This is a genomic window from Holdemania sp., from assembly GCF_986127675.1.
In genome coordinates this window covers 1-17,764 of record NZ_CFQZWI010000062.1, presented here as the reverse complement: position 1 = coordinate 17,764, position 17,764 = coordinate 1, and the positions used below count along the sequence as shown (strand labels likewise).

Sequence of the window (17,764 nt, the reverse complement as noted above, 5' to 3'; positions counted from 1 at the left end):
ATACCTATTGCGCTTTTTTGCGAAAAGCCCCGCTATTTCTTCATTTTTCATCATTCTTTCACAGTATGAAGGTTCTTTTTCACAAGCTGTAAGGTACGGATCCCGGATAGAAATCGAAAGACGAAATCAGTCTGTCAAAACAGCCCAAGATAAGAAAGCCTGAGGCGTAAAAAAAGAAGGTTGATCCAACCTTCTTGCTTTGATATTGAAATCTGAGCTATTCAGCCTGGGGTACAGGCATGGAAGCCGTGTCAGTTTCTGCTTTTTTCATATTTTCCCGCGCGATGGACAACATCAGCTTAATCCGATTTTCCTGATTGACCTGCGTTGCGCTTGGGTCATAATCAATCGCGACGATGTTGCAGTCCGGATCCTGTTCGCGGATTTTGCGGATCATGCCCTTGCCAACGATATGATTGGGCAGACAGCCAAACGGCTGGGTACAGATAATATTCTTAAATCCCGATTTATTCAGTTCAACCATCTCGCCGGTCAATAACCAGCCCTCGCCCATCTTCGCGCCCAAACCGATAATCTGCTCGGCGCCTGCTTTCATTTCAGGGAATGAGCCTGGCACGTCAAAATCGGAATAAGTGCGGATCGCGTCGATCGTCATTTTCTCCAGTTTCAGCACCAGTGAATAGACGAAACTCATCAGCTGTTTTTTGACGAAACCGCCGCCGTACAGCTTGACGTCTTCAACGCCGTTGTAGACGCAGTACAACATGAACCCCATCATCCCCGGCAGCTTTACCTCACATTGCTGCTCCGCCAGAAACTTCTCCAGGCTGTTGTTGCCCAGCGGCGAATATTTAATATAGATTTCACCGACGATGCCGACTTTGACTAAGTCCCGTTTTTGCCGCTCAATCGCGGCGTAAGACATGACGATATCGCGCATATTGCGCTTCATATCGCCGATGGATAAGCCCTGACGGTGATCAAACTGACGGCTGAGGTCGTCGATCCAGTGCTGGCAAAGCTGATCGGCAGTGCCGGATGCCACTTCATATGGCCGCACCTGATTGGTCAGATCCATTAACAGATCGCCATAGACCAGCGCGCACAACATCTTCTGCAGCATCGACAGGCTTAATTTAAAACCCGGCTGGGAATCCAGTCCCGATAAATTCAGAGAAATAACCGGGACAAAACCCAGATCTGCTTTTTTCAAGGCTTTGCGAAGTAGATAAATATAATTGCTCGCACGACAGCCGCCGCCGGTCTGCGTAATGATCAGCGCCGTCTTGTGAACGTCGTATTTTCCGCTTTTCAGTGCGTCGATCATCTGGCCGATGACCAGCAGCGCCGGATAACACGTGTCGTTATGGACATACTTCAGCCCCTGTTCGACAACCGAAGGACCGGTGTTTTCCAACAACTCGACGTTGTACCGGCTGTGGACCAGCACGTTGCGCAGCAGCTGGAAGTGGATCGGCGCCATCATCGGAATCAGGATCGTGTAATCCTTCTGCATTTCTTTCGTGAATAAAACTTTATTATCAGTCATGATGTTCATCCTCCTGCTTCAGCGCGGCGAACAGGGAACGCAGACGGATTTTGACCGCGCCCAGGTTAGTGATTTCGTCGATTTTGATCTGCGTGTAAATCTTGCCGTGTTCCTCAAGAATCTCCCGCACTTCGTCGGTTGTGATCGCGTCGACGCCGCAGCCGAAGGAAACCAGCTGCACCAGATTCATCTTTTCCTGTGTTGCGACATAGCGGGCCGCGGCATACAGCCGGGAGTGATACGTCCATTGGTTCCAGACGCCCAGTTCCTTCTTGCCGACTTCCTCGTTGATGACATCCTCGCTGATGACCGCCGCGCCGTAGCTGGTGATCAGTTTGTCGATATCATGGGAAACCAGAGGATCAGCGTGATACGGCCGGCCCGCCAGCACGATGATCTGACGGTCGTCCAGCTGGGCCTGCGTGATGATTTCCTGACCCTTTTGCCGGATTGTTTCCAGATGCTGATCATTTGCCTCATACGCCTTCTTGCTGGCCTTGATCACCTCGCGCAGACCGACGCGGAAGTGCTGGTTCAGAATCTTATGAACCTTGATCGGGAAATTTTTCTGACGATGGATGCCGACATAATCGTAGATGAAATCGCATTGCGTCACCTGCTGCATATTGGCGGCGATGACTTCCGGATAGTAAGCGACGACCGGACAGTTATAATTGTTGTCGGCATTTTTTTCACGCATGTTGTAGGTCATGCACGGATAGAAAATCGCCGGGATCTGTTGGTCGAGCAGCGATTGGATCGCAGCGTGAACCAGCTTGGCGGGAAAACAGATTGTGTCGGAAGGAATTGAGTTCTGCGCTTTCTGGTATTTTTCCAGCGAAGCGAAGCCGGAGGTGACGACCTCGAAGCCCAGCTCCGTGAAGAAGGTGTGCCAGAATGGAAGCAGCTCCATCATATTTAAGGCTAACGGCAGGCCGATTTTCCCCCGCGGCCCGGGAACCGGCTTATACTGACTTAACAGCTCGCGCTTGACGGCGTAGATATTCAAGTCCTGAGACGTGCTTTTTTTCGTAACCGGGCGTTCGCAGCGGTTGCCGCCGATATATTTGCGGCCATCGGAAAACTGGTTGACGGTCAGCCGGCAATGGTTGTTGCACAAACCGCACTGGACATAGCGGATCTCGTTGTGGAAATGTTCCAGCTGGTCGAGATTTAACAGCGACGACGCATCCGGGCAATGGCGCAGGGCGTGCAGCGCGCAGCCGTAAGCGCCCATCAGGCCGGCGATATTCGGCCGGATAACCTCGGTGTCGAGTTCCTGCTCGAAGGCCCGCAGCACCGCGTCGTTGTAGAAGGTGCCGCCCTGGGTGATGATGTGTTTGCCCAAAGACTTTGCGTCAGCGGTCCGGATAACCTTATATAAAGCGTTTTTAACGACGCTGATCGACAGGCCCGCGGAGATTTCGTCAATCGTTGCGCCGTCCTTCTGCGCCTGCTTGACTGAGGAATTCATGAAGACTGTGCAGCGGCTGCCCAGATCGACCGGATGTTTGGCGAACAGGCCGAGCCGCGAGAAATCCTCAATTTCATAGCCCAGCGCGTTGGCGAAGGTCTGCAGGAAGCTGCCGCAGCCGCTGGAACAGGCTTCGTTAAGGAAGATGTTGTCGATCGTGCCGTTATGAATTTTAAAGCATTTGATATCCTGACCGCCGATGTCGATGATGAAATCGACGTCCGGCATATATTTGCGGCTGGCGGTGAAATGCGCCATCGTTTCCACGATGCCGGCGTCGACGCCGAAGGCGCTGCGGATCAGATCTTCGCCATAACCGGTGACGCAGCTGGACACGATTTCCATCCGCGGGTTGGCGCGCATCAATTCGATCAGCGCTTCCCGGACCAACTGCAGCGCGTTGCCCTGATTGGGCTGATACATCGAATACAGGATTTCTTCCTGCTCGTTGATCAGCACCATTTTGACTGTCGTACTGCCGGCGTCAATGCCCAAAGCGCAGCGGTCAATAATTTCTTTTGGTTCATGAACCCGGACCTGATTGCGCTGATGCCGCTCGCTGAACCGGCGGTATTCGTCCTCGTCCGCAAACAACGGCGGCAGGGAACGGACAAAGCTGGACGCGTCCATCGTCTGCAGCTGTTCGATCGCGTCGGCGACATTCACCGGTTCTTCCGCTAATAACGCAGTGCCGATCGCGACATAATACAGACTGTTTTCCGGACAGACGCCAGTGAGCTTCAACGTTTTATCAAACGCCGCGCGCAGCTCGCTGTTGAAGGTCAGCGGTCCGCCCAAATAGGCGACATGACCTTCGATTTTACGTCCCTGCGCCAGTCCCTGGATCGTCTGATTCACGACCGCCTGATAAATACTGGCGGCCAGGTCCTCTTTATCCGCGCCCTGGTTGATCAGCGGCTGGATATCCGACTTGGCGAACACGCCGCAGCGGGAGGCGATCGTGTAGAGTTTTTCCGCCTGTTTGGCGGCTTCGTTCATTTCTTCCGTGCTTAAGTTTAAAAGCGTGGCCATCTGGTCGATAAACGCCCCTGTGCCGCCAGCGCAGGTGCCGTTCATCCGGACTTCCAGACCGCCGCTGAGAAATAAAATCTTCGCGTCTTCGCCGCCCAGCTCGATGATGCAGTCGACCTCCTCGAGTCTTTTCGTCGCGGCGATCCGGGTCGCGTACACTTCCTGCACAAACGGCATGCTGCATTTTTCCTGCAGGCCCATCGCGGCGGAGCCCGATACTGCTAACGCCATGGCCGGCTGATTGTATTTGGCGGATACTTTCTGCAGCACCTCGATCAGCTTTTCCGTGATCTGGCAGCTGTGCCGCTGATAATCCTGATCAATGCAGCGTCCCGCGTCATCCAGGACGACATATTTGATCGTCGTCGAACCAATATCTATTCCTAATCGCATGCTTTGTCCCCCTGATTCTGTTTCATCATGACGGCGTTTAACAACCGCAGTCCCTCCATTATCTTATCCATATTTTCGGGATCGGTGTATTCCAGCCGGCGCCGGATCATTTCATTAACGTTTTCCTGAACCTGATGGATCAGCTCGTGACTTTTGGCGGTGTTGATCAAAATCACGCTGCGCTGATCCTGCGGATCCCGTTTTCGCTTTAAGAAGCCGCTTTTCTCCAGCCGCTGCGCAATCAGGCAGAGATTGCTGGTAGTCATGCCCAGCCGCTGCGCCAGAAGGCTGAGTGTGACCGGACCATTTCGTTCAATTTCCGAAAGAACCATCGCCTGCGGGCGTGTTAAACCGTAGGGCGAGTAGAACTGATTCAATACATGATTCATGTGATTGTTCACGCTTCGTACAAGATTCATAAGCTCATTTTCATCAGCTTCATAGTGCATACACCATCATCTCCAATTCAATTCTTAATTCTTGAATAATTAATGCATTAAATATTAACCGTTTAAATAAAAAAGTCAATTCGATTGACTGAAATTCTTTTTCTTTTCATCTTATTTTCACTTTCAAAATTCTATTTGCCGGGGAATTTGATATAATAAAAACAGTTAGGAAGGATAAGTATGAAAAAACGGCTGGATACTTCGCTGCTGGTCTGGATGAACCGTCCGTCCCTTTGGACGATCGGGCGCAGCCGGATCATCTTCAGCACAGAACCGGCGACGGATTTCTGGATCAACCAGGCCCGTCAGCTGAATAAATTCAACGGGCACGCGCTCTTGCTTCCAATCCGTCAGGATTTTACGCTGACGGTGACGATTCGCGCGCAGCTGCATGAAGTTTATGATCAGCTGGGGATTTTTGTCATGAGCGATCCTTCCTGCTGGTGCAAGGCGGGAATTGAATATCGCGATGAACAAGCGTCATCGGTCTGTTCGACGGTGACTTACGGCGGTTTCTCTGACTGGGCCGGCATGCCGATTTCCAGCGGCATTCATACGCTGACGCTGCGGCTGCACCGGTGGCAGAATGAATTCCGCGTCGAATTTTCGTTTAATGGCCAGAAATTCAAATGGCTGCGGGAGTTTGCGCTGCCGTTGACCGAGGGTGTCGCGCAGGTTGGGTTTTATGCCTGCAGTCCCAAGAATTCGACGTTTGACGCTGAGTTTTTTGATATGATGATTGAAAGCCTGCAATGGGAAGAAAAGAGGAATAAATTATGACCCCAGAAGAGCGTTTAATTCGCTATGCGAAAATCAACACGGTTTCGGATCCGGAAAGTCCGACCGTCCCCAGCTCAGCCTGTCAGCTGGATCTGTTAAAGGTATTGAAAGAAGAAATGGAACAGCTGGGTATCCAGGAGGTTCGGGAGGATCAGGGCTATCTGTACGGCAGGATCCCGTCAAATCTGGACTATGAGGTTCCAACCGTCGGCTTTATCGCGCACATGGACACCGCGCCGGATTTCTGCGGCGAAGGCGTCAATCCGCGGATCATTCCTCAGTACGATGGCAAGGATATCGCGCTGAATGACAAGATTACGCTGAAGGTCAGCGATTTTCCGAATATGGCACGTTACACAGGCCAGGATCTGATCGTTACCGACGGCAATACGCTGCTGGGGGCGGACGATAAAGCGGGCATCGCAGATATTCTGACGATGGCGGAAACGCTGCTGACGCACCCGGAGATCAAGCATGGCGAGATCCGGATCGGCTTTACGCCGGATGAGGAAATCGGCCGCGGCGCAGATTTGTTCGACGTTGCGAATTTCCACGCGGATTTCGCGTATACGGTCGACGGCGGCGAGATGGAAGCGATCAGTGATGAAACGTTTAACGCGGCCAGCGCGAAGGTCACGGTTCAAGGCTTCTCGATCCATCCGGGCAGCGCGAAGCACAAGATGATCAATTCTCTGAACGTCGCGATGGAATTCCACGCGATGCTGCCGGTGTTCAATCGCCCGGAATATACCGAAGGCATTGAAGGTTTTAATCATCTGAACAATATGGAGGGCAATGTTGAACAGACGGTGATGGAATATATCATCCGCAATCATGACAGCGAGCAGTTCCAGGCGCAGATGGCCACGATGAAGGCAGCGGAGACGTATATGAATCAGAAGTACGGACAGCCGCTGGTGCAGGTGGAAATTAAGGAATCGTATCGGAATATGAAGGAAATCCTGAAGGATCAGGAATGGATTGTAGATCTGGCAAAGCAGGCGATCACGGAAGCAGGGTTGCAGCCATGGGTGGAAAAAGTCCGCGGCGGCACCGATGGAGCGCGGCTGACGTTCATGGGGCTGCCATGTCCGAATTTGGGCACGGGCGGGGCGAACTGCCATGGCCGTTACGAGGTATGCAGCGTGCAGGAGATGCACAAGGTGGTTGAGATTCTGCTGAACATCGTAAAAGCGACGACGAATTTGAAGAAATAGAAAATGAAAAGGCTGAACTGGAATAGTTCAGCTTTTTGCACGATCAGCTAAAGAGGGGGAGTGTCAATGGAACCGGATCGTTTGAAAAGGGTTCTCCGGCAGTGGCTGCCGGGAGAAGAACCAATGATAATAGAAGAAATTCATAGTGGTATTTCCAGTCATGCCCGCAAGATCATGTGTGGTGAAACTCAGGGAATTTTCAGGGAAATCGCGTCGGAAGCTCATGCCAAGACGGAAGCGGAATTCGCCGCTGTTTTGGCGCCGCAGGGAATTGCACCTGCTTTGAGGCTCACAAAAACACACGCTGCTTATGTGCAGGATCAGGGACGGTTCTTTAATTTTCAGGAATATTTGCAGCCTTCGCCGGACAGACCACGGGGCGTGGAGCTGGCCGCGCATATGGGAAAGACCGTTGCGCTGATGCAGAAAGTTTTGTTTCAGGAGCGGATGACTCTGCCAGTTGTTCCTGATCGGTTTGCTTTAGGACAACTGAAGCAGAAAGCACAATGCCGGTTCGCATGGTTTCCGACTGCGGTCACAGCTGAGCATCAGGCTGCAATTCATAGTTTGCTTCAGGACAGCTTGATAATCAATCTGCGTGAAGATCAGCCGATACACGGAGATTTGGGATTGTGGAATATGCTTTGGACAACCTCGGGTCTGCGAATTATTGATTTTGGCGAAGCCCGGCTGGGCGACGGTTATTTTGATTTGGCCGCCAGTCTTTCCTCGTGTATTCAAAGCGAACCCGATCACGCGCTGTATCCTTTAATGATCGAAGCCTTTTTGCACAGTTATAGCGAAACATATCAGGCGATTGACAGAACCAAACTGTCAGCCGTAATTCGCTGCTGGTTATTACGAGGAATTTTAGCCGTCATCAGCTTTCAAGCTCCGGAAAGTTGGAATGCACTGATCACAAAGTATCTGGATTTAATCAGTGAATTGAACACGATTCTCATTCCGTGAGTTTGTTTTCTTTTCTTAATCTGACTCGTCGTGGATAGACCTATCTTCTGGTTGACGAGAAGTTGGATTTCAGGTCTGCCTATTCTGATAAGATCAAGAAATAAAACAGGAAGTCAATCTGACCGCTGAGGCAGACGTGGACTTCCTGTTTTTTTGAGCATTATCTTCTTTTACAATTTCTTTTCAAACAGGATGAAGTCAGTATCGTACATCCGGCAGCTGCCTTTCTCTTGAAAATCAGCGCCGCGATACAAGGCCAGGGCGGGTGCGTTTTCTTTGGCCGCCAACAGCTGAATTCCATCAGCGCCCCGTTTACGTACTTCTTCTATTAAAACTTGCAGCAGGAGCTTGCCATATCCCTGCCCCTGAAACTGCGGATCTACGGCTAAACGGCTTAATTCCAGAGGGTGAAGCAAAGCCGTGCGGTATTCTAAATCTTTCAGTTCATCCGCCGGCGTGATCGCACCCGCCGCGACGATCTCGCCCTGTTCGTTTTTCAAAGTCATTAATCCCTGGCGAAGATAATCTTGTTCCACAAAATCACGGGTCGGGTATTCGTCATCCCAACTGCCGCGGCTTGTTTCAACACAACGTCGGTACAGCTGGTAAATAAGATCAATTTCTTCTTCGAAAGCGGCTTGAAAAGTAAGCATCAGGCGTTCTCCTTCTTTCAATAATGAATGGAATGGGGATTTTTTACAAAATAGGGGATTCTTACAATGTGTCTTGTTTATCAACTAATGAATAGGAAGCAAATAGCCGATAAAGAGAATCGGGTATCTGAATTGCTACGGTTCTAAAACGCCGCAGATCGTTTTTCTTTGTCCGCCCGCAGTGTCAATCCAACAGAGTTTTCCGCTTTGAACGTCCGGTTTGGCATAAACGAAAGCGTACAGTTGACTCAACTGCCAGGCTCGCTGCCAGTCCTGTTCATTTGCCGCAGTTTCGATCGCGTCGGTTAGCACATCGCCGAAGCCGCCGCCACTGGCGAAGTCATTCTCCCATTCCTCAATGACGGACTGACTGAAGTGGAGTACGGGAACTTCAAATTGAAAGTGAACAAAGGCGATTCCAATTAAAATCAAGCTTAAAAAAATATTCAGAATCCGTATTTTCTTATTCATGATCAACGTCCTCCTGCAGCTGGCCATGATTGAAAACCAAGGCTTGATCTGCAATCACACGCGATTTAAGCTGTGATTTTAATTGAGGATCGACCAGCCAGAGAAGGCGGATTTGATCATTTTCATGGAGTTTTACGGATTGCCCGGGAAATATCACCTGTAACGGATGATCGTTAATTGACGCAAGCAGACAGCTCCGTTCGCCTAATGTCTGAAAAAACGTTTGTTCCTCATAGGAATAGGGCTGAAAGATGATTTCCGCTTGTTCGTTGTCAGCGTTTTGTATTTGAATATTCCAGAAATCCTGCGGCTGGATGTCGGCAGGGGCAAACATCAGCTGACGGATGCTGCGCATCTCCGGCAGAAAAAATAAGCAGCCTGAAATCGCCGCGATCAGAATTACCGAACATTTCCAGCTGTCCACAACCCGTTTCCACTTTGTCATGATGACGCCTTCTTTCTTTTTCTAAGGGCATTGATAGTCCCTTAGCTTAAGGCTATTATAAAGGAAATCCCGGTCGACAACAATCGTCCCGGAACAATCGTCATGAATTTGTCAGTTTCAAAGTGACGAACTCGTCATGTGCTTGGCAGAGAGATCGGTTATAATAAAATCAGGTGATAAACATGAATAAAATTTGCTGCGTAGAGGATGACAGCGCGATCTTAACGGCGCTGCAATATACGCTAAGTCAGGAAGGCTACCAGGTCATGACTGCGATGACCAAGACGCAGGGGCTGGAGTTAATCCAACAGGAGAGCTTTGATCTGGTGCTGCTGGACGTGACGCTGCCGGATGGCAGCGGCTATGAGATCTGCAAGCGGATGCGCGAGGACTCCCGGCTGAAAGAAATCCCGGTGATTTTTCTGACGGCCTGTGACGATGAGGTCAATATTGTCATGGGGCTGGACCTGGGGGCGGACGATTACATCACGAAGCCGTTTCGCGTGCGTGAGCTGATTTCCCGGATGAATTCCGTACTGCGCAGGGCCGGAAAAAAACAGGCCGAAACGACGATCAATTATCAGGATTTAAGCATCAATACGATCGCTGCGCGGGTGTTTAAGAATAATCAGGAAGTCTTTCTGACAGGCATGGAATACCGGCTTTTATTAATTTTGGCGACGCACCGCAATCAGGTCATGACGCGCGACCAGCTGTTTGAAGCGATCTGGGATCTGGGTGGGGAATACGTCAATGACAATACGCTGACGGTTTATATTAAGCGGCTGCGGGAAAAGCTGGAGGATGATCCGGCGCATCCGCAGCTGATCCGGACGATCCGGGGGTTAGGCTACAAACTGGGGGAATGACAGATGCGAAATCGTGAGATCAAAATTTTTATCCTGGGCTGCATCGGATTATGCCTGCCCTTTTTTCTGATCGCCGCGGCGGCGTCCCGGGAGATGCTGATTGTCTGCGTCAGTCTGGCCGCTGTTTTGATCAGCGCGTTCTGTCTGTTTACGGCGTGGCGCTACCGCCGGCTGCGGCAGCTGAACGATCAGATGCGCAGAGTCCGGGAAGGTCTTTATCAAATGAATCCGCAGGATTATGAGGAAGGCGAACTGAGTATTCTGCACAGCGAGATCTATAAGGTGACGGTTCAGCTGCGGGAAAGTGCGGAACAGCTGCAGGCGCAGCAGCAGTTTCTTTCCGATTCGCTCAGCGATATTTCTCATCAGCTGAAAACGCCGCTGACCTCGATGATGATGATGGTCGATCTGATGCAGCAGCCGGACATGGATCCGGTTCGGCAACAGGAATTTCTGCGCTTGATCGCCGCCCAGCTGACGCGGATGCGCTGGCTGATTCAGTCGCTGCTTAAAATGGCGAAGCTGCAGGCCGGGGCGGTGCAGTTTTTACCCAATTCCATAACGATCCGTGCCCTGATTAACAAGGCGTTGTCCCAAGCGGAAGCGGAGATGCTGCGGAATAATGTGGAATGGGTGCTGGAATGTCCGGAATCGTTTGTTTTGACGGTCGATGAAAACTGGACGGCGGAAGCGCTGGGGAATATTCTGCGCAACTGCGCCGAACACGCGCCCAACGGACAGATCCGGATTCTCTGTACGCGCACAGCCCTGGTCGATCAAATTGTGATCGAGGATAATGGGGAAGGGATCGATCCGCAGGATCTGCCGCATTTATTTGAACGATTCTATCGTGGCAAAAATGCGAAGCCGGACAGCGTCGGTATCGGCTTGGCGATGTCTCAGCAGATTCTGGCCGCGCAGGATGGGACGCTCAGCGTGGAAAGTACGCCAGGCCGGGGATCGCGGTTTTTAATCCGGTTTGTCCGCCAGGTGATTTAACATGACGAATTTGTCATCCACGGTTTCATCGGCGTGTCATCCGTTTCGTTTATATTGATTGTGTCAGGAGGAATACTCATGGAAATATTAAGCGTGCAAAACTGCAGCCGGTTTTATGGCCGCGGGGCGCTGCAGATCACGGCGTTGGATCATGTCAGTTTTACGGTGAATAAAGGCGAGTTTGTTGCGATTGTCGGACCTTCCGGATCAGGAAAATCAACGCTGATGCATATTCTGGGCGGCGTCGATCAGCCCAGCGAAGGTCAGGTCGTCGTTGACAAAACGGTGATCACGGACTTAAAGGAAGATAAGCTGGCGGTGTTCCGCCGCCGTCAAGTTGGTCTGATCTACCAGTTTTACAATCTGATTCCTGTGCTGACGGTCGAGGAAAACATTACGCTGCCGCTGCGTCTGGACGGACGCAAAGTCGACCGGGACACGGTCGATCAGCTGTTAGAGCAGCTGGGATTAACCAAGCAGCGGAATTTTCTGCCCAGCCAGCTTTCCGGCGGGCAGCAGCAGCGGGTGTCGATCGGAAGAGCACTGATTCATCATCCGGCGATCCTGTTAGCGGATGAGCCGACCGGCAATCTGGACAGCCGCAACACTCAGGAGATCATGACGCTGCTGAGAATGTCGAACAAGCAGCGCAATCAGACCTGCATCGTCATCACTCATGATGAAAATATCGCGCTGCAGGCCGACCGCATCATCGCGATTGAAGACGGACGGATCAGTTCCGATCAGGTGATCCGGCAATGAATATCCTGCATCAATATACCTTTCAATCGCTGAAGGTTAACCGCCGGCGCACGTTGTTCACGGGGATGGGGATCGTCATCTCCGTCGCGATGATCACTGCCGTCAGTGTGTTCGCTTCCTCGTTTCTTGATTATATGGAACGCAAGGCGGTCTATGAAACGGGCGACTGGGAGCTGGCTTACAGCGATCTCAATGAAACTGAAATTCAGTATTTAAATACGGATAAACAGGTGGATCACACCTTTATGGTTGATGATCTGGGCTACGCCGTCTTACCGGAAAGCCAGAACGAATACAAGCCGTATTGGTTTATCCGGGCCTGCGACGAGGAAGGTTTCCAGCGGCTTGGCCTGCATTTAGTCTCCGGTCGGCTGCCGGAAAATGAAAACGAGCTGTTGGTTTCCGAGCATGTTGCCTACAATGGCGGTGTTGAAATTGAATTGGGTCAGACGATTACGCTGCAGACAGGCCAACGGGTACTGCAGGAAAGTCCGGATCAGCCGTTAAATCAAAACAATCCTTACGATCCGGAACAGCCGGAAACGATCGTTGATCTGCAGCCGCGAAATTACACTGTCGTTGGAATCATGGAACGTTCGGATCTGGAACCGCGCTGGTCGCCGGGCTATACCGCGATCACGGCCCGTTCCGAAACCGATCCCGGTGTGGATCCGGTTGTGTATGTTAAATTAAAACATTCCGGTCAGCGGCCGCAGGAAGATTTTCCACAGCTTCAGATCAAGCTGTATCCGGCCACAGGGGTGAATAACAACGTCCTGCGGTTTCGCGGTCCATTCTGGGAAAACAGTTATTTCGCCATGGTTGCCTCAGCGGCGACGCTGACATTGTTGATTATCATCACCGGATCGGTATTTCTGATTTATAACGCATTCGCGATTTCACAGACTGAACGCAGCCGGCAGTTCGGGATTCTGGCCAGCGTCGGCACGACTTCCCGTCAGAAATTCTGGTGTGTGGTTCAGGAAGGGCTGATGATCGCGCTGGCGGCCATACCGATAGGCGTGCTGGCGGGGATCTGCGGAATGGCGGTAACGCTGCGCGTGATTAATCCGATGCTTCAATCGTTGGAATTCCTTTCCGCCGATGTTCCGTTTCATACGGTGGTTTCCTTTCCTGCGGTTGCTTTGACGGTAATTTGTTCCGTAGTGATGATCGTTCTTGCCTGTTGGCTGCCGGCCTTAAAAGCCGCGCGGATGACGCCGATCCAGGCGATTCGTCAGCCGCAGAAAGTGAAGCTGAAACGCCGCCATCGCTTTTTATCCTTCGCTGCGGGAAAATTGTGGGGCATCGAGGGCGAACTGGCTGTCAAAAATATCCAGCGCAGCGGCCGCAAAGCCGGACTGACCATTTTATCGCTGGCGGTCAGCTTAATTCTGTTTACGACGGTGACCTCGGTGATGACAATGATGATTCAGGCCGTCGGCATGACCAGTCAGGATGAACTCGCTGACGCCTGGGTTACGGATTATTCTTCGCATTCCTTCCTCGAAGAAAAGCCCAGCTTCACCCAGCTTCGCCAGCTGACTTCAGTCGCCGGCACCCAGCGGATTACCCAGGTGTATGCCGCCGTGCATACGCAGAATCTTGACTTCGACGACTACTGGTCAGGGATTGGGGAAGAATATCCGGCGCTGTTGTTTGCGGTGGATGACGAAACATACGCACGAATTCTGACTGAAAATTCGATTTCGGAAGCGGCAATGGCGAATCCTGCTGACGGCGCGATCCCGGGGATCCTCTTTAACCGTTATCGAGCGCAGATCGCAGAGAACGGGAAAAAACGGTATGCGGACGTTCCGTTCTTGAAAAGTATACCGGACACCCTGAAGATCTCGATCGGCGACGCGGGAGAAATGCTGACGATAAAACCAATGGCGCTCGCCGCGGATATGGATCTGTATTCCAGTGAAATCGTTTACGGCGGCAATCTCGCGGTGCTGATTCCGGTTTCGGATTTGAATACGCTTTTAACAGAAGCGAAAGGTTCGCGGTCTTACAGTGATAAGCTGTATCTGCGGGCAGTCCCAGGGCAGCAGGAGACAATGCTCCAGCAGATTGATGAAATTGGCAAGCAGAATCTGACGCACAGCTTCAGCTGGTACAGTCCGGTTCAGAATCAGCGGGAAGATAAAACGCTGCTGACGATTGTTTCCATCTTTATCTACGGATTTATCACCTTGATCTGCATGATCTGCCTGGTCAACGTTATCAATACGATCTCGACCAACATCGCGCTGCGGCGCAAGGAGTTTGCGATGCTGCGGTCAGTAGGCATGGATGAAAAGAAGTTCAACCGCATGATCCGGCTTGAAAGTCTGTTTTACGGACTGGGCGCGGCAGCCATCGGCATTCCTGTCAGCTTGTATCTGATCACCTTGCTTCACTACAATTTGATGCAGGGAAGTTTCTGGTTTTCATTCGCAATGCCCTGGCCGATGATTCTGGGCGGGGTCGCCGTGCTGATGCTGATGGTCATGACGATGATGAGCTATGCGACGCGGAAAGTAAGAAAAGAAAATATCATTGAAACGCTGAAGGAAGAAGAATAGCGAGAATAAAAAACGGAGTCCGCATGGATTCCGTTTTTTTCAGGTTAAAACTGGAATTCAAGAATCAGGAATTCCGAACAGGATAACCCGGCTGATCTTCCAGCGACTTCAGATCGCGGAAATTCTGAATCTGGGCGGAGTGCTGCGAAGGAAAGGGAAAGGCAGATCTTTCTGTTTTTGAACCTGCCGAAGGAGTTGAAGCATCTGCGGATTCTCCTGGGCTTCGATCAAGGCTTCAAGATCGTCGTTCAGCTGATCCTCTGGAAGCCGTTCAGGCGTGACGATCAGATCAGATTTCAGACACACAAGCTTGTCGGGCATAAAATCGTCATAAACATACCCATACTGATGGGTGCGGGTCGCGCAGAGGAACACATATTGCTGGCCGCCCCATTCCTCTAAAATCTGACCGCAGGCATATGGCGCAGGTTTGCGGACATAGGCGTTCTGTTTGTGTTTGGGCGGCGAAGTCCGCGACCGTGCTTTTCTGTTTTCCAAACGGATCCGGGAAAGAAGCTCCCAATCCGCCAGTCCGGCTATATCGTTGGCAGCGAGCTCGGATAACGGGAGCGTCTGCGTCTGGAGGGCATTGAAATAGAAGACTCTGTTGTTAATCCTGCCGCCGACAGCGCCCTCTGCGTTGGGGTTGCAGCGGGGAACAATCGTGCAGCTCTGTTCGCTGCAGTCCAGGATCAATCCGTGCGAATGCAGAAGATCCCCGGGCGCCGGAACGAGCGGAACAGGAAACCGGAAGGCCGGCCGGTTTTGATTTTGACGATGCTGCAGAATCAACCGTTTATTCGCCTGAGTTTGCACGACGGCGGGAACTGAACAGATCGGCTCGATCAGATTCGCAGCCGGAATGCGGAAGATCCGCCGCAGATCGACATGGGTATCACGGATTTGCGTCACGGCATTGGAAATAACGAACTGAGAAGCGGCGGGACACTTTTTAATCGGCTTGGATGAACAGTAAAACCCTGTTACATGATCTGTTTTCACCGCTGCGATCCAATAAGGCCGAATCTGGTGACCTTCCGGAATCTGATCCAGCTCTTTTTGAGGCAGCGGCATTAAGCACCAAACCAGATCTCCGCTATGAACCGGAAACGGAAAGACCGGCGGAGGCGGCAACGGGGCGGCCGCAGGTGAAACAACAGGCGCAGCCGGTTTTTTCCAGTGCGTCCGAAGCCTGCGGAACAGCGCCTGGAAAATGATCTTTAACTTTTTCATATTAAAGAATTTCTGCGATGACGACGTTTTTAACGATAAACAACACTTTCATTTTGACCCGGTTCTCGAAGGAATCATAAATCCGTCCGGCGGAATGGCAGCCTTTTGCGACCGTATGCACGCTGTTGGCAATGTAACCGCAGGGCACGTCGCTTTCTGTAACGACTTTGATCGCTTCACTGTCAAAACTGTTTTCTGGTTCCTTGACGCCGGTCAGGATTTGACCAACCTTGAAGATATCAGTTCCGAAGAATTGGTGTGTTGCGACGATCGTGATGTAATTCATGAATTTCACTCCTTTTTGTATTTACAGCGTCATTATAGTGCTTTAACTGTACAAAAAACCTGCCAGCTTTATAATAAAGACAGAGGTGAGTAGAGCGATGGAAAAGAAAACGAGCGTGCTGGCGGTTCTGGAGATTCTGCAGCGGGAAAGCGACCGCGATCATCCGCTGACAGCGGCGCAGATCCAACAGAAAATGGAGCAGCTGTATCAGTGCCCGATCGAACGGCGGACTCTGTACGCCAACATTCAGATGTTGAAGGAATTTGGTTATGAAATCAGCACCTATCAGGAAAATGGACACGGGTATTATCTGGATAACCGGGATTTTGAAGAATCGGAAATCATGCTTCTGTGCAACGCCGTGCATGCGTCCAATTTTATTCCCCGCAAGCATTCCAACGATCTGATCAAGAAACTCCTGGCGACCCAGAGCCACTACACCGCTCAAAAATATCGCAATATGGTTTATATTGATAATCTGCGCAAGAAAGACAATCAGGATTTCTTCTTCAGTCTTCAAATTTTGTTGGAAGCAGTGGAAGAAAAATGCGCGGTGGAATTCGATTATGTTCAATATAATGAAAAACTGCAGCTGGTTCCCCGCCGCACCGCACCCTATGTCGTTCAGCCAGTTTATCTGGTCTATGAGAATGAAAAAACATATCTGATCGCCCGCCATGAAAAGTACCGGGATTTCAGTCATTACCGTGTGGATAAGATCCGCAATATCCAAAAACGCGAGGCGCTGAAGGAACCGCTGGGGCCGCTGTGCGATCCTTACGAATACGCCAAGACAAAAGTTTACATGTACGGTGGGGAAGTGCTTGATTTTATTCTGTTATGCCACCGGCGGATTCTGGATGACATCGTCGATCATTTCGGCAGGGAAATTCAAATTGTCGTGCAGGATCCGGAGCATTTTATCACGCGGGTGAAGGGCAGCCGCGAGGGCGTGATTTACCTGGCGATGCAGTATGCGAAGTGGATGGAAATCCTGGAACCGGCCTCCGTCAGGGAAGAAATGAAGACAATTTTCAGCGCCGCGCTGAGCCGTTATGAGAAAAAATAAAAAAGTTTCTAAAACTTGTATACAAGTTAAGAAAAATGCGGTATGATAGGGACAGAAAGAAAAAGGAGGACGCGATTATGGATATTCGTTATTCTGTTAACCAGCGGGATTTCAAGCGCTACACCACAGATGAGATTCGGGATGAATTCCTGATTACTGATCTGTTCAAGGCGGATGAAGTTACCGCGGTTTATTCGCACGTCGACCGCATGGTCACTTTAGGCTGCATGCCGGTCAACGAAACGGTTTCAATTGACAAGGGCATCGACTGCTGGAAAAATTTCGGCACGCATTTTTTCCTGGAGCGCCGGGAAATCGGGATCTTCAACATTGGCGAACCGGGCGTGATCACTGCAGACGGCGTCGAATACAAAATGGGGCATGAAGATTGCCTGTATATCACGATGGGGACAAAGGAAGTCACCTTTGCGAGCGATGATGCCGCCCATCCGGCAAAATTCTATATGGTCAGCGCGCCGGCGCATAAGCCGTGCAAAACGACCTTTATCTCAATTCAGGATGCGAACAAGCGTCCGATGGGCGATTTAAAAACATCCAACGCAAGAACGATCAATCAGTTCAG

The 17,764-nt window shown here is 51.1% G+C and carries 17 protein-coding genes; 9 read left to right on the top strand and 8 right to left on the bottom strand.

Annotated features, from left to right (window positions below; all coding sequences use genetic code 11):
* Positions 1 to 217 precede the first annotated feature (217 nt).
* The 3 genes from AC5OW4_RS10025 to AC5OW4_RS10015 are packed head-to-tail and all read right to left on the bottom strand — an operon-like array spanning position 218 to position 4,828.
* Positions 218 to 1,510 carry a 2-hydroxyacyl-CoA dehydratase gene (locus AC5OW4_RS10025; protein ID WP_072684822.1) on the bottom strand — a complete coding sequence of 431 codons (1,293 nt, stop codon included), beginning with the start codon at positions 1,508 to 1,510 and terminating at the stop codon, positions 218 to 220.
* The gene (locus AC5OW4_RS10020) at positions 1,503 to 4,409 is read right to left on the bottom strand and encodes an acyl-CoA dehydratase activase (RefSeq protein WP_308559963.1); all 2,907 of its coding nucleotides are present in this window, start codon (positions 4,407 to 4,409) and stop codon (positions 1,503 to 1,505) included. Before AC5OW4_RS10020 ends, AC5OW4_RS10025 begins: the two co-directional genes overlap by 8 nt.
* Positions 4,400 to 4,828, bottom strand: coding sequence for a MarR family winged helix-turn-helix transcriptional regulator (locus AC5OW4_RS10015; protein ID WP_159432803.1), 429 nt, complete (start codon positions 4,826 to 4,828; stop codon positions 4,400 to 4,402). Before AC5OW4_RS10015 ends, AC5OW4_RS10020 begins: the two co-directional genes overlap by 10 nt.
* A 210-nt stretch (positions 4,829 to 5,038) precedes the next feature.
* Between AC5OW4_RS10015 and AC5OW4_RS10010 the strand changes: the two genes are divergently transcribed.
* The 3 genes from AC5OW4_RS10010 to AC5OW4_RS10000 all read left to right on the top strand — a co-directional run bounded on the left by AC5OW4_RS10010 (position 5,039) and on the right by AC5OW4_RS10000 (position 7,824).
* Positions 5,039 to 5,638: a DUF1349 domain-containing protein gene (locus tag AC5OW4_RS10010; protein WP_072684825.1), complete on the top strand. Its 600-nt coding sequence runs from the start codon at positions 5,039 to 5,041 to the stop codon at positions 5,636 to 5,638.
* Positions 5,635 to 6,855 (top strand): peptidase T, encoded by a 1,221-nt coding sequence (gene pepT, locus AC5OW4_RS10005; protein WP_195397666.1) that lies wholly within the window; start codon positions 5,635 to 5,637, stop codon positions 6,853 to 6,855. Before AC5OW4_RS10010 ends, pepT begins: the two co-directional genes overlap by 4 nt.
* 123 nt (positions 6,856 to 6,978) lie before the next feature.
* Positions 6,979 to 7,824, top strand: coding sequence for an aminoglycoside phosphotransferase family protein (locus tag AC5OW4_RS10000; RefSeq protein ID WP_195397667.1), 846 nt, complete (start codon positions 6,979 to 6,981; stop codon positions 7,822 to 7,824).
* 170 nt (positions 7,825 to 7,994) lie between these two features.
* On the opposite strand, the gene AC5OW4_RS09995 is transcribed toward AC5OW4_RS10000, so the two are convergent.
* The 3 genes from AC5OW4_RS09995 to AC5OW4_RS09985 all read right to left on the bottom strand — a co-directional run bounded on the left by AC5OW4_RS09995 (position 7,995) and on the right by AC5OW4_RS09985 (position 9,393).
* The gene (locus AC5OW4_RS09995) at positions 7,995 to 8,477 is read right to left on the bottom strand and encodes a GNAT family N-acetyltransferase (RefSeq protein WP_195397668.1); all 483 of its coding nucleotides are present in this window, start codon (positions 8,475 to 8,477) and stop codon (positions 7,995 to 7,997) included.
* A gap of 135 nt (positions 8,478 to 8,612) precedes the next feature.
* Positions 8,613 to 8,948: a hypothetical protein gene (locus AC5OW4_RS09990; protein ID WP_195397669.1), complete on the bottom strand. Its 336-nt coding sequence runs from the start codon at positions 8,946 to 8,948 to the stop codon at positions 8,613 to 8,615.
* Complete coding sequence (locus AC5OW4_RS09985) at positions 8,941 to 9,393, bottom strand: hypothetical protein (protein ID WP_195397670.1); 453 nt, start codon at positions 9,391 to 9,393, stop codon at positions 8,941 to 8,943. The genes AC5OW4_RS09990 and AC5OW4_RS09985 overlap by 8 nt, the downstream gene beginning before the upstream one ends.
* Positions 9,394 to 9,575: 182 nt before the next feature.
* Between AC5OW4_RS09985 and AC5OW4_RS09980 the strand changes: the two genes are divergently transcribed.
* The 4 genes from AC5OW4_RS09980 to AC5OW4_RS09965 all read left to right on the top strand — a co-directional run bounded on the left by AC5OW4_RS09980 (position 9,576) and on the right by AC5OW4_RS09965 (position 14,593).
* Entirely contained in the window at positions 9,576 to 10,262 is a 687-nt protein-coding gene (locus AC5OW4_RS09980) for a response regulator transcription factor (RefSeq protein WP_072684830.1), read from the top strand.
* A gap of 3 nt (positions 10,263 to 10,265) precedes the next feature.
* Complete coding sequence (locus tag AC5OW4_RS09975; RefSeq protein WP_072684831.1) at positions 10,266 to 11,261, top strand: sensor histidine kinase; 996 nt, start codon at positions 10,266 to 10,268, stop codon at positions 11,259 to 11,261.
* A 78-nt stretch (positions 11,262 to 11,339) separates the two neighbouring features.
* Positions 11,340 to 12,023 (top strand): ABC transporter ATP-binding protein, encoded by a 684-nt coding sequence (locus tag AC5OW4_RS09970; protein WP_072684832.1) that lies wholly within the window; start codon positions 11,340 to 11,342, stop codon positions 12,021 to 12,023.
* Entirely contained in the window at positions 12,020 to 14,593 is a 2,574-nt protein-coding gene (locus AC5OW4_RS09965) for an ABC transporter permease (RefSeq protein ID WP_072684833.1), read from the top strand. Before AC5OW4_RS09970 ends, AC5OW4_RS09965 begins: the two co-directional genes overlap by 4 nt.
* A 108-nt stretch (positions 14,594 to 14,701) precedes the next feature.
* Here the strand turns inward: AC5OW4_RS09965 and AC5OW4_RS09960 are convergent, their stop codons facing one another.
* Both AC5OW4_RS09960 and AC5OW4_RS09955 read right to left on the bottom strand, forming a co-directional pair.
* A complete protein-coding gene (locus AC5OW4_RS09960) occupies positions 14,702 to 15,826 on the bottom strand; it encodes a hypothetical protein (RefSeq protein WP_072684834.1) in 1,125 nt (374 codons plus the stop codon).
* Between the two features lies 1 nt (position 15,827).
* Entirely contained in the window at positions 15,828 to 16,112 is a 285-nt protein-coding gene (locus AC5OW4_RS09955) for an HIRAN domain-containing protein (RefSeq protein ID WP_072684835.1), read from the bottom strand.
* Positions 16,113 to 16,209: 97 nt separating this feature from the next.
* Between AC5OW4_RS09955 and AC5OW4_RS09950 the strand changes: the two genes are divergently transcribed.
* On the top strand, positions 16,210 to 17,181 hold the full coding sequence (locus AC5OW4_RS09950; protein ID WP_072684836.1) for a helix-turn-helix transcriptional regulator: 972 nt from the start codon (positions 16,210 to 16,212) through the stop codon (positions 17,179 to 17,181).
* 77 nt (positions 17,182 to 17,258) lie between these two features.
* A partial coding sequence (locus tag AC5OW4_RS09945; protein ID WP_493676922.1) for a 5-deoxy-glucuronate isomerase occupies positions 17,259 to 17,764 on the top strand: 506 nt, incomplete at its 3' end.